Raw genomic sequence first — 12,442 nt, 5'->3', positions numbered from 1 at the left:
ACAGCTACAAATGTAGCCAATGGATGTGGTAATTCAGATCCGCATAGCATAGCCCAAACGTCCGCGTCAAAACAGCCTTTCGCACAAAAGCACTTTGCAGGAATTTACCGGGTCTGTGCTTCACCTGACAAAGCGGCGGTGAAATAAGGTCTATTATTAGAGTTAGTTACTTACCCGGGAGGCAAAATGATGAACAAGGTTGCTCAATTTTACCGCGAGCTGGTGGCGACACTGACGGAGCGGCTGCGTAACGGCGAGCGTGATATTGATGCGCTGGTCGAACAGGCGCGTGCCCGCGTGACGCAAACGGGTGAGTTAACGCGAACCGAAGTGGAAGAGGTGACGCGTGCGGTACGTCGTGACCTGGAAGAGTTTGCGCGCAGCTATCAGGAAAGCCAGCAAGAGGTCTCGGACAGCGTGTTTATGCGGGTGATCAAAGAGAGCCTGTGGCAGGAGCTGGCGGATATCACCGATAAAACGCAGCTTGAGTGGCGCGAGGTGTTTCAGGATTTGAACCATCACGGTGTGTACCACAGCGGCGAAGTGGTAGGGTTGGGAAATCTGGTGTGTGAGAAATGTCATCACCACATCGCGGTGTATACGCCGGAGGTGCTGCCCTTGTGCCCGAAATGCGGTCACGACCAGTTCCAGCGCCGGCCGTTTGAGCCCTAGGTAAAAGCAAAACGGCAACCCTGTTGCCGTTTTTAGTGTTTGCTCCCTCTCCCCGTGGGAGAGGGGTGGGGTGAGGGCATCAGGCCGCACTATAGTAAGCCAGTCTCTCCGCCAGCAAATCTACAAACGCTTCCCGGTCGATATCCACCATCACCGCAGTATTCGGCTCGTTCCCCGTCAGCGAGTAGTAATCCACCACCGTCATTCCCTGGGTATATTTCCCCTGCGTTTCCACACCAACCCAGCGGTCAACCGTGGTAAACATCTCAGGTTTCAACAGCCAGGCAATCGTGCACGGGTCATGCAGCGGTGCGCCATGGAAGCCCCATTTCTCGGCTTTGTGGTACTCCATAAAGAAGTCGAGCAGTTCTGCCACAGTCGTTGCCACCGGATTACCCACAGAGCGGAAGCGTTCAATATCGTCTGCCATAATTTGGGCCCGATGCGTCACATCCAGCCCCGCCATCACAATCGGCAGACCGGACTGGAAAACGATCTCTGCGGCTTCAGGGTCAACATAGATATTGAACTCCGCGGCTGGCGTCCAGTTTCCGAGCCCCATTGCGCCGCCCATGATGACGATCCGGGCGATTTTACCGTGCAGTTCTGGATGGCTGTTAAGCAGCAAGGCCACGTTCGTCTGCGGACCTGTAGCCACCAGCGTCACGGGCTCTGCACTTTCGCGCAGCACCTTCGCCATCAACTCAACGGCGGTGCAGCCTTGTGGCGTGAAGCCCGGTTCCGGCAGTTCAGGGCCGTCCAGTCCACTTTCGCCATGAACGTTATCCGCAATGATCAGCTCGCGCATCAGCGGTTTCACGGCCCCGCCAGCGACAGGAATATCGATGCGTTTGAGCAGGGTCAGCATGCGCAGCACGTTGCGCAAGGTTTTATCCGGCGTCTGATTTCCGGCGGATGAGGTAACCGCTTTTACGTCCAGTTCAGGGGAGGCAAGAGCGAGGACGAGAGCAATGGCGTCATCATGACCCGGATCGCAATCGAGAATAATAGGCTGTGCCATAGCGTTCTCCATACGTAGCGTTATTTTGTGACAAGGTTAACGCTGCAATGTGACGCCGACGAGAACAAGAGCGCGAAAGCGTGAGGCAGTGCGCAATCCGCAGATTGCGCACTGAGAAGATTAATGCAGGATTTTGGCGAGGAAATCTTTTGCACGTTCGGATTTCGGGTTCGCGAAGAACTCTTCTTTCGGCGAGTCTTCCACGATCTTCCCTTCGTCCATAAAGATGACGCGGTTGGCCACTTTACGGGCGAAGCCCATTTCGTGCGTCACCACCATCATGGTCATCCCTTCGTGCGCCAGCTCGACCATAACGTCGAGCACTTCGTTGATCATCTCTGGATCGAGTGCCGATGTTGGCTCATCAAACAGCATTGCCACCGGATCCATACACAGCGCGCGGGCGATCGCGACACGCTGCTGCTGACCACCCGAAAGCTGCGCCGGGAACTTATCGGCATGTGCAGAAAGCCCAACGCGCTCCAGAAGCTTAAGGCCTTTCTCACGCGATGCTTTTTTATCGCGCTTAAGCACTTTCACCTGCGCCAGCGTCAGGTTCTCGATGATGGAGAGGTGAGGGAACAGCTCAAAGTGCTGGAACACCATACCAACGTGAGAGCGAAGCTGGGCAAGGTTGGTTTTTTTGTCGTTCACTTTGGTGCCGTTAACAACAATTTCGCCCTGCTGCACAGGTTCCAGACCATTAACGGTTTTGATCAGCGTGGACTTACCGGAACCGGACGGGCCGCACACCACCACCACGTCGCCTTTTTTCACTTCCGTGGAGCAGTCGGTCAGCACCTGAAAGTGCCCATACCATTTAGAAACATTTTTCAGGGAAATCATTATACCGTCCTTTTCTTCAGCCAACTGACCAACAGCGACGCGCTTAAACTAATCACAAAATAGACCGCGCCCGCGAAGAGCACCATCTCGACCTGCGTACCATCACGTTCACCGATGGTTGACGCGGTACGGAAGAAGTCTGCCAGACTCAGGACATACACCAGCGAGGTATCCTGGAACAGCACAATGCCCTGGGTCAGCAGGAGCGGAACCATGGCGCGAAACGCCTGCGGCAGAATAATCAGCTGCATGGACTGCCAGTGCGTCATCCCCAGCGCCAGCGCGGCGCTGGATTGCCCGCGGGAGATGCTCTGAATGCCCGCGCGGATAATCTCTGAGTAGTAAGCGGCCTCAAACATCGAGAACGCCACCATCGCCGAGATCAGGCGGATATCGGTTTTCGGCGACAGTCCCAGCACGTTCTGTAAGAAGCCCGGAACAATCAGGTAAAACCACAGCAGCACCATCACCAGCGGGATGGAGCGGAACACGTTAACGTAGGCGGTTGCAAACCAGGCGAGTGGCTTAAAGCTCGACAGGCGCATCACCGCCAGCAGGGTGCCCCAGACGATACCAATGATGATGGCAATAACGGTGATTTTTAAGGTAATCACCAGGCCATCCAGCAGGTAAGGCATGGAAGGAACGATAGAACTCCAGTCAAATTCGTACATTATTTGCCCCCCAGATTGCCCGGCAGGCGTACTTTGCGTTCAACCAGGTTCATCACCAGCATGATGAAAGCGTTAATCAGAACATACGCGAGCGTGATCGCGGTGAAGGATTCCCACGCGTGAGCGGAGTAATCCAGCAGCTTGCCCGCCTGGGCCGCCATATCGACCAGGCCGATAGTGGAGGCGATGGCCGAGTTTTTCACCAGGTTCATCATCTCCGAGGTCATCGGTGGCACGATAACGCGGTAGGCATTAGGCAGCAGCACGTAGCGGTAGGTTTGCGGCAGGGTCAGACCCATCGCCAGACCCGCATTTTTTTGTCCGCGGGGTAATGACTGAATGGCGGCGCGCACCTGCTCACAAACGCGCGCAGCGGTAAACAGCCCCAGACACATCATGGAGGAGACAAAGAACTGCACATTTGGATCCAGCTCCGACTTGAACCACATACCAATATTTTCCGGCAGCAGTTCCGGGATAACCAGATACCAGGTAAAGAATTGCACGATGAGCGGAACGTTACGGAACAGTTCCACATAGAGAGTGCCCAGTGTTGAAAGAAAACGGTTAGGGACGGTGCGCAGAATACCGAACAGCGAACCGACAAGAAACGCGATAATCCACGCTGTTATCGATAGTGCCACGGTGACCTGGAAGCCGCTCCACAGCCAGCCAAGATAGGTGGTGTTGCCGAACGGGGCTTGTTGCAGGAATATGCCCCAGTTCCAGTCTATTGACATAATAAACTCCAGAAAAAAAAGGGTAGCAGCGCTACCCTCGAAGATTGGTGAGAAGCTCATTTTTCGCGCTGAGTGGGGAACGACCACTCAACGTATAGTCTGTCCATGCTTCCCGACAATCGAGAGGGCAGGAGATCCCGCCCCTGTTGTTCTAATTAGTTAAGAGCCTTGTCATTTGGAGATTTGTACAGCGCTTTCATGTCATCAGACAGTTCAAAGTTCATGTTGAGATTTTTTGGTGGAATCGGGTTCTTGAACCATTTGTCGAACCATTTTTCCGCTTCGCCGGAAGTCTGTACCTGGGCGATAGTGTCATCGATCAGCTTCTTAAACTGCGGATCGTCTTTACGCAGCATGCAGCCGTAAGCTTCTTTTGACTGCGCGGTGCCGACGATGTCCCAGTTGTCTGGTTTTTTCGCTTTCGCACGCTCACCCGCCAGCAGGGCGTCATCCATCATAAACGCGACGGCACGGCCACTTTCCAGGGTACGGAAGGAGTCGCCATGGTCTTTCGCGCTGATGATGCGCATATCCATTTTCTTCTCGTCGTTCAGCTTGTGCAGCAGTACTTCTGAGGTGGTACCGGACGTTACGACGACCGCTTTGCCTTTCAGGTCAGCAAAATCTTTGATATCACCGCCTTTCTTCGTCAGCAGACGGGTGCCCACGACGAAGATGGTGTCAGAGAAAGCGGCCTGTTTCTGGCGCTCGAGGTTGTTGGTGGTAGAGCCACACTCAAAATCAAAGGTGCCGTTTTGCAGCAGTGGAATACGGTTCTGTGAAGTGATTGGGATCAGCTTCACCTGCAGGTCAGGTTTGTTCAGCTTTTTCTTCACAGCTTCAACGATGGCGTTGGAGTAATCCTGTGAATAGCCCACGACTTTTTGCGTGTTGTCGTAGTAAGAGAACGGGACGGAAGATTCACGGTGGCCGACCACGATGACGCCGTTTTTGGCAATCTTGTCGAGAGTACTGCCTGCTGCTGGAGCATCTTCAGCGTGAACCACGCCGGCAGACATTCCCATAACCAGCATTGCTGTGGCCAGTTTACGTAATTGCATACCCAACTCCTTTCTTATCAGCGCCAGTGACGCATTGATACCCATTGTGATGTTGTTATATCTCGCGCGATGCGAGTGCAGTGTTATGCAAGCTTGTTAACATTTAGTCTGGCTTAATGTAAAGATTTTGCTGCGTTATTGTTTATTTTTGCGAAGCGCGCCGCACCATTCAGAGGCAAATATCTCCCGTTGCACCGTTTCGGTGCTACCGATGATCTACGCTGGTGCGACAAGGTTGCACGTTAAGCCAAACTGCGTTTGCGTGAATATACAAAGCAACAGGCGTGCCAGATTTGGCACTGGAAGGAATTTGTCGGGTGGCGGCTACGCCTTACCCGAGCTACGGGAGTCAAAATGTAGGCCGGGTAAGCGTTAGCGCCACCCGGCAACAGAAGGTAAGATTAGCGACGACGCTGACGCAGGCTCATCAGCACGGCACCGAAACCGAACAGCGCGGTCAGGATCCACAGCGGCCAGTTACCGGTGCGGGCATACGGCGTCAGGCCGGTGGTTGGTGTGACTTTTGTGGTCAACACCTCACGGGTGAACTGCGGGATCATGGCCTGGATTTCACCCTGTGGACCAATCACGGCGGTGATGCCGTTGTTGGTGCTGCGCAGCAATGGGCGCGCCAGCTCCAGAGAACGCATACGCGCCATCTGGAAATGCTGCCACGGGCCGATAGATTTACCGAACCACGCATCGTTGGAGATGGTCAGCAGGTAGTCGGTATCCGGGCGGAAGTTATCGCGAACCTGCTCGCCGAGAATGATTTCGTAGCAGATGGCCGCCGTCAGGGCAAGGCCGTGCGCATGCAGCTGGGGCTGTACGTACGGGCCACGGCTGAAGGAGGACATCGGCAGATCAAAGAACGGAGCCAGCGGGCGCAGAATTGACTCCAGCGGAACAAATTCACCAAACGGCACCAGGTGGTTCTTGTTGTACCGATCCGTGGAGTTGTAGCTGTATTCGCTGTCTTTGCCGAGCGTAATGATGGTGTTGTAGGTGTCATAACGGTTCTGCTGATTCAGACGCGCATCGACAATCCCGGTAATCAGCGTGCTGCCGCGAGCCAGCAGCAAGTCGTTCATCATGTTCAGGAACGGCTGCTGATTGATCTCCAGATCGGGAATGGCGGATTCCGGCCAGATGATCAGCTGCGATTTACCCATCACCTCTTCGGTGGCGTTGGCGTAGATCTTCAGCGTGTTCAGCAGCTCTTTTTCATCCCACTTCATAGATTGCGGGATATTTCCCTGCACCATAGAAACCTGCATGGTGCGCTCGGGCTCAGGCGTGAACCACTGGATATACCGTAGCGGGAAGGGCAGGGCGAACAGCACCAGCGCCACAGCGAACGGTTTCCAGCAGCGCTGGACCAGCGCCAGCATCAGCAGGCCGCTCACCACCATCAGCAGGAAGTTGATTGCCTCAACGCCCATGACCGGGGCCAGGCCTTTCAGCGGGCCATCAATCTGGCTGTAGCCGAACTGCAGCCACGGGAAGCCGGTCAGTACCCAACCGCGCAGGAATTCGGTGATTTGCCAGACCACCGGCGCGGCAATGGCGACGCGCAGCCAGGTGGTTTTAGGCCACAGGCGGGAAAGGATCCCTGCGAACAGACCAGTATACAGTGAGAGATATGCCGCGAGCAGGACGACCAGGAAGACGTTAACCGGGCCCGGCATACCGCCAAACTGGGCGATGCTGACGTAGACCCAGTTAATGCCGGAGCCAAAGAGCCCCAGTCCCCAGAAGTAACCGATGGCGGCAGCCTGTACCGGACGCCGGTTCAGGGTCAGACCCTGAAGCCCCATCAGGGAGAGAATAGCCGCAGGCCAGATATCGTAAGGAGAAAAAGCCAGCGTACCGCTGGCTCCGAGTAACAGCGCCAGCAGCAAACGGACGCGCTGGCGTTCAAGTAATGGGGCAAATGCCATTTACATTAATCTTCCAGTTTTGGCACCGGTGAGTCGTCCGGCGTTCTGACATGAACCTGTATAATACGGCGGCTGTCGGCCATTGCCACTTTGAACTGGTAACCGTCGATGTCAACGGTTTCACCGCGCGCCGGAAGGTGGCCAAAGGCCTGCATCACCAGCCCGCCAATGGTATCGACCTCTTCATCACTGAAGTGAGTGCCGAAAGCGTCGTTGAAGTCCTCGATCGAGGCCAGCGCGCGCACGGTCCAGGTGTGGCGGCTGAGCTGACGGAAGTCGATATCTTCCTCTTCGTCATACTCATCTTCGATTTCACCCACGATCAGCTCAAGAATATCCTCGATCGTGACCAGTCCGGAAACGCCGCCAAATTCATCAATAACAATCGCCATGTGGTAACGCTGAGAGCGAAACTCTTTCAGCATCCGGTCCACACGTTTACTTTCCGGCACAACCACGGCCTGGCGTAACACTTTTTCCATGCTGAAGGCTTCGGCATCACTGCGCATAAACGGCAGCAGATCTTTCGCCATCAAAATCCCTTCGATGTGATCTTTATCTTCGCTGATGACCGGGAAACGCGAGTGGGCGGATTCGATGATCACATCGAGGCACTCGTCCAGGGTCTGGTTACGTTTCAGGGTGATCATCTGCGAGCGGGGGATCATGATATCGCGAACACGCTGGTCAGCAATGTCCATCACCCCTTCGAGCATTTCGCGCGTATCTTCGTCGATAAGGTCGTTTTGCCCGGAATCACGAATCAGCTCCAGCAGTTCATCACGGTTCTTGGGTTCGCCGTGGAAAAGCTGGTTCAGAATGAGGGAGAAAAATCCCTTTTTAGTGTTTGTCGTGTCGCTACTGTGTGAATTGTCGTCGCTCATGGCGTTTGTTAAGGGTTCTCTTGTTAGTTCAACATTTACCGCCACGCGAATTCCCTGCGCGGCGGCATAGTCGTCAGTAAGTTAACTGACTATTCTTTCTCGGCAATGTACGGATCCTCATAGCCCAGAGCAAGCATTATCTCTGTCTCGAGGGACTCCATCTCTTCCGCTTCGTCATCTTCAATATGATCGTAGCCAAGCAGATGCAGGCTGCCATGCACCACCATATGCGCCCAGTGGGCTTCCAGCGGCTTTTGCTGCTCTTTGGCTTCCTGTTCAACCACCTGACGGCAGATGATCAGATCCCCCAGCAGCGGCATCTCGATACCCGGCGGGGCTTCGAACGGGAAAGAGAGCACGTTGGTTGGCTTATCTTTCCCACGGTAAGTCAGGTTAAGCTCATGGCTTTCTGCCTCATCCACCAGGCGAATCGTCACTTCTGATTCTTCCTGAAACTGGGGGATAACGGCATCCAGCCATTTCTGAAACTGTGCCTCATCTGGCATACCGGAATTGTCTTCACAGGCCAGCTGTAAATCGAGGATCACCTGACTCATTTCTGTTCTTGCTCCTGCGCGTCGCGCTTACGTTCTGCGGCCAGTTCGGCCCTGCGTTTTTGATCCGCCTCTTCCCAGGCTTCATAGGCGTTAACGATGCGCGCAACTACCGGATGGCGTACCACGTCTTCACTGTGGAAGAAGTTAAAGCTGATTTCATCGACTTCGGCCAGCACTTCAATGGCGTGGCGCAGGCCGGATTTGGTGCTGCGCGGCAGGTCGATCTGGGTAACGTCACCGGTAATGACCGCTTTCGAGTTAAAGCCAATACGCGTCAGGAACATCTTCATCTGTTCGATGGTGGTGTTCTGGCTTTCATCAAGAATGATGAACGCGTCGTTTAACGTGCGACCACGCATGTAGGCAAGTGGGGCCACTTCAATCACGTTACGCTCAATCAGCTTTTCGACCTTCTCAAAGCCGAGCATCTCAAACAGCGCATCGTATAAAGGACGCAGATACGGGTCGACCTTCTGACTAAGGTCGCCCGGCAGGAAGCCCAGTTTTTCACCCGCTTCCACCGCCGGACGGGTCAGCAGGATACGGCGGATTTCCTGACGTTCCAGCGCATCCACCGCCGCGGCAACGGCCAGATAGGTTTTACCCGTACCCGCCGGCCCCACGCCGAAGGTGATGTCGTGGTCGAGAATATTGGCGATGTACTGCGCCTGGTTTGGCGTACGCGGCTTAATGACGCCACGCTTGGTCTTGATGTTGATGGCCTTACCGTAGTCCGGCACACTTTCCGCGCTCTGCTCAAGCACGCGCGCCTCTTTAATGGCGAGGTGAATTTGTTCCGGTTCGATATCCTGAATTTCGCCGCGCATCGGGGCGGTATCGACATACAGGCTGCGCAGGATATCTGCAGCCGCATTGACGCAGATAGGGCGTCCGGTAAGTTTGAAGTGATTATCGCGACGATTGATTTCGATACCCAGACGTCGCTCCAGTTGTTTGATGTTGTCATCAAACGGTCCGCACAGGCTCAGCAGGCGAGCGTTGTCTGCGGGCGTTAGGCTGATTTCACGCGTATCTATGTTCAAACTGTTCCTCTTTGATTGGTTAGCTGACCCGCTGCCACCCGGCGTAATAAAACGGTCATTACCGAAATTATTCACGCCATAGAATAAAGGCGCAAGCATTGCAGATGATATTGGGGACGATGAGAGGAAATACAAGGCCTGCCGAAGCGGCAGGCCCGAAGGATTAAGGCTGGTAAATCCCCACGCCAGAATCGTTTTCTTTGCGGGTACGCGAAATGACGGATTCCGGTGACTCGGCAATACGCAGGCCCATTTCGTCTTCAGTGCGGACCACTTTCGCACGCAGTGAGTTGGTGAGCACTTCGACAATCTCAACGTCCACAAATTTACCGATCATATCCGGGGTGCCTTCAAAGTTCACCACGCGGTTGTTTTCTGTACGACCGGAGAGTTCCATAATGCTCTTGCGCGAGGTGCCTTCTACCAGTATGCGCTGGACGGTGCCGAGCATACGGCGGCTCCAGGCGTTGGCCTGCTGGTTGATGCGCTCCTGCAGAACATACAGACGCTGCTTTTTCTCTTCTTCCGGCACATCGTCAACCATATCGGCCGCAGGGGTTCCAGGACGCGCGGAGAAGATGAAGCTGTAGCTGACGTCAAAATTCACTTCACCAATGAGCTTCATGGTGCGCTCGAAGTCATCCGCGGTTTCACCAGGGAAGCCGACAATAAAGTCGGAGCTTATCTGGATATCCGGACGCGCTTCACGCAGCTTACGGATGGTGGATTTGTACTCCAGAACCGTATGCTGACGGCCCATCAGGTTCAGAACGCGGTCAGAGCCGCACTGAATCGGCAGATGCAGGAAGCTCACCAGCTCTGGCGTATCGCGATAGACATCAATGATGTCATCGGTGAATTCCATCGGATGGCTGGTGGTAAAGCGAATACGGTCGATACCGTCAATCGCGGCCACCAGGCGCAGCAGTTCAGCAAAGGTGCCGGTGGTGCCGTCGTAGTTCTCCCCACGCCAGGCGTTAACGTTCTGGCCCAGCAGGTTCACTTCGCGAACGCCCTGCGCGGCAAGCTGCGCGATTTCAAACAGAATATCGTCTGCCGGGCGGCTGACTTCTTCACCACGGGTGTAAGGCACCACACAGTAAGTGCAGTATTTGTTGCAGCCTTCCATGATGGAAACGAAAGCGGTCGGGCCATCTGCGCGCGGTTCTGGCAGACGGTCAAATTTCTCGATCTCCGGGAAGCTGACGTCAACGACCGGGCTACGATTACCGCGAACCTGGTTGATCATCTCCGGCAGGCGGTGCAGGGTCTGCGGGCCAAAGACGATATCCACATAGGGGGCTCTCTGGCGGATCAGCTTACCTTCCTGTGATGCGACGCAACCGCCCACGCCGATGATCAGGTCCGGATTTTTTCGTTTGAGAAGTTTCCAGCGGCCTAACACGTGGAAGACTTTTTCCTGCGCTTTTTCACGAATTGAACAGGTGTTCAGCAGCAACACGTCGGCTTCTTTCGGATTTTCAGTCAGCTGGTATCCGTGGGTGGTGTCCAGCAGATCGGCCATCTTGGATGAATCGTATTCGTTCATCTGACAGCCCCAGGTTTTTATATGGAGTTTTTTAGTCATCGACTTGCTCAGCTCAGGATTGCAAGCCGCGTATTGTAATGCTTTGGTGGGGTTGTGACCAGTATGAAGGTTATGTGTCTCAGGACCGCAAAAATCCGGTAAACTTAAGGGATTCTCCAATAAGGAAAAATGACCATGACACTCCAACACACCGAAGTTGCCGTTGTCGGCGGCGGTATGGTCGGCGGCGCACTGGCGCTGGGGCTGGCGCAGCAGGGATTTGAGGTAACGGTAATTGAACAGGCTGCACCGCCGGCATTCGATCCCGCCAGCAAGCCGGATGTGCGCATTTCTGCTATCAGCGCGGCGTCGGTCGATCTGCTGCGCGGTCTGGGCGTCTGGGAAACGGTGCAGGCGATGCGTGCGCATCCCTACAGCCGTCTTGAAACCTGGGAGTGGGAAAATGCCCACGTTGCGTTTGATGCTGCGGAGCTGAAGCTGCCGCGCCTGGGCTACATGGTGGAAAACAATGTGCTCCAGCAGGCGCTCTGGCAGGCCCTGGAGGCGCACCCGAAGGTGACGCTGCGTGTTCCTGCGTCACTTAAGGCACTTCATACTCACGAAAGCGGCTATTTGCTGACGCTCGACAGCGGTGATGAGCTGGCTGTGAAGCTGGTCGTCGGGGCGGATGGTGCCAATTCTCAGGTCAGACAGATGGCAGGTATTGGGGTACATGCCTGGCAGTATGAGCAGTCTTGTATGCTGATTACCGTCCAGTGTGAGAATTCGCCGGGTGAGAGCACCTGGCAGCACTTTACGCCGAATGGCCCGCATGCCTTTTTACCGCTATTTGATCATTGGGCGTCACTGGTGTGGTACGACAAACCGGCGCGCATTCGCCAGCTACAAGGGCTTTCAATGGAACAACTGCAGCGCGAGATCCTGCTGCACTTCCCGAGCCGTCTGGGGCATATCACGCCAGTCGCCGCTGGCGCATTCCCGCTCACGCGACGTCACGCTTTGCAGTATGCCCGTGACGGGCTTGCGCTGGTGGGGGATGCGGCACACACCATACACCCGCTGGCCGGGCAGGGGGTAAATCTTGGGTATCGTGACGTTGACGCGTTACTGGACGTTTTAAGTCATGCGCGCGGGCATGCGGAAGCGTGGTCCAGCCATCAGGTACTGAAGCGTTACCAGACGCGACGTATGGCGGATAATTTTATTATGCAGTCGGGAATGGATCTGTTCTATGCCGGGTTCAGCAATGACTTAGCGCCAGTACGTATTCTGCGTAACATTGGCCTCATGGCGGCGGAACGTGCCGGTGGGTTGAAACGTCAGGCCCTGAAATACGCTCTCGGACTTTAATTGCTGCTTCGACTATTCCCTCGCCCCTTTGGGGAGAGGGGGAGGGTGAGGGGGCATCAGGCCGCACAAACAACAAAAACAAAAAAGCCCGCAGAGCGGGCTTAT

Annotated in this window: 12 protein-coding genes; 2 read left to right on the top strand and 10 right to left on the bottom strand. The window is 55.0% G+C overall.

Translation table 11 applies throughout. The features are described from left to right. Nucleotides 1-189 precede the first annotated feature (189 nt). Nucleotides 190-672 (top strand): zinc ribbon-containing protein, encoded by a 483-nt coding sequence (locus tag ACOTYN_RS05080; RefSeq protein ID WP_248082797.1) that lies wholly within the window; start codon nucleotides 190-192, stop codon nucleotides 670-672. A gap of 79 nt (nucleotides 673-751) precedes the next feature. Here the strand turns inward: ACOTYN_RS05080 and rihA are convergent, their stop codons facing one another. The 10 genes from rihA to miaB form a co-directional block, all read right to left on the bottom strand. Then, complete coding sequence (gene rihA, locus ACOTYN_RS05075; RefSeq protein WP_332956555.1) at nucleotides 752-1,693, bottom strand: pyrimidine-specific ribonucleoside hydrolase RihA; 942 nt, start codon at nucleotides 1,691-1,693, stop codon at nucleotides 752-754. A gap of 120 nt (nucleotides 1,694-1,813) precedes the next feature. Beyond that, the gene (locus ACOTYN_RS05070; protein WP_014883001.1) at nucleotides 1,814-2,539 is read right to left on the bottom strand and encodes an amino acid ABC transporter ATP-binding protein; all 726 of its coding nucleotides are present in this window, start codon (nucleotides 2,537-2,539) and stop codon (nucleotides 1,814-1,816) included. Next, nucleotides 2,539-3,213 (bottom strand): glutamate/aspartate ABC transporter permease GltK, encoded by a 675-nt coding sequence (gltK, locus tag ACOTYN_RS05065; RefSeq protein WP_014883002.1) that lies wholly within the window; start codon nucleotides 3,211-3,213, stop codon nucleotides 2,539-2,541. The genes ACOTYN_RS05070 and gltK overlap by 1 nt, the downstream gene beginning before the upstream one ends. After that, the gene (gene gltJ, locus ACOTYN_RS05060; protein ID WP_014883003.1) at nucleotides 3,213-3,953 is read right to left on the bottom strand and encodes a glutamate/aspartate ABC transporter permease GltJ; all 741 of its coding nucleotides are present in this window, start codon (nucleotides 3,951-3,953) and stop codon (nucleotides 3,213-3,215) included. Before gltJ ends, gltK begins: the two co-directional genes overlap by 1 nt. A gap of 155 nt (nucleotides 3,954-4,108) precedes the next feature. Beyond that, complete coding sequence (locus ACOTYN_RS05055; RefSeq protein ID WP_332956559.1) at nucleotides 4,109-5,014, bottom strand: amino acid ABC transporter substrate-binding protein; 906 nt, start codon at nucleotides 5,012-5,014, stop codon at nucleotides 4,109-4,111. A gap of 401 nt (nucleotides 5,015-5,415) precedes the next feature. Next, nucleotides 5,416-6,954 carry an apolipoprotein N-acyltransferase gene (lnt, locus tag ACOTYN_RS05050; RefSeq protein ID WP_032637192.1) on the bottom strand — a complete coding sequence of 513 codons (1,539 nt, stop codon included), beginning with the start codon at nucleotides 6,952-6,954 and terminating at the stop codon, nucleotides 5,416-5,418. 5 nt (nucleotides 6,955-6,959) lie between these two features. Next, nucleotides 6,960-7,838: a CNNM family magnesium/cobalt transport protein CorC gene (gene corC, locus ACOTYN_RS05045; protein ID WP_014883006.1), complete on the bottom strand. Its 879-nt coding sequence runs from the start codon at nucleotides 7,836-7,838 to the stop codon at nucleotides 6,960-6,962. Nucleotides 7,839-7,927: 89 nt separating this feature from the next. Continuing rightward, nucleotides 7,928-8,395, bottom strand: a complete 468-nt coding sequence (gene ybeY, locus ACOTYN_RS05040) for an rRNA maturation RNase YbeY (RefSeq protein ID WP_008501052.1) — start codon at nucleotides 8,393-8,395, stop codon at nucleotides 7,928-7,930. Further along, nucleotides 8,392-9,438 (bottom strand): PhoH family protein, encoded by a 1,047-nt coding sequence (locus ACOTYN_RS05035; RefSeq protein WP_014883007.1) that lies wholly within the window; start codon nucleotides 9,436-9,438, stop codon nucleotides 8,392-8,394. Before ACOTYN_RS05035 ends, ybeY begins: the two co-directional genes overlap by 4 nt. A gap of 163 nt (nucleotides 9,439-9,601) precedes the next feature. Then, nucleotides 9,602-11,026 (bottom strand): tRNA (N6-isopentenyl adenosine(37)-C2)-methylthiotransferase MiaB, encoded by a 1,425-nt coding sequence (miaB, locus tag ACOTYN_RS05030; RefSeq protein WP_221703988.1) that lies wholly within the window; start codon nucleotides 11,024-11,026, stop codon nucleotides 9,602-9,604. A gap of 135 nt (nucleotides 11,027-11,161) precedes the next feature. Here miaB and ubiF point away from each other — a divergent pair, with 135 nt between their 5' ends. Further along, nucleotides 11,162-12,337, top strand: a complete 1,176-nt coding sequence (gene ubiF, locus ACOTYN_RS05025) for a 3-demethoxyubiquinol 3-hydroxylase (RefSeq protein WP_071922477.1) — start codon at nucleotides 11,162-11,164, stop codon at nucleotides 12,335-12,337. Nucleotides 12,338-12,442 lie beyond the last annotated feature (105 nt).

Source organism: Enterobacter cloacae complex sp. IR5458, from assembly GCF_049238025.1.
Lineage (GTDB): Bacteria > Pseudomonadota > Gammaproteobacteria > Enterobacterales > Enterobacteriaceae > Enterobacter > Enterobacter kobei.
This window is presented reverse-complemented; position numbering and strand designations above follow the sequence as displayed.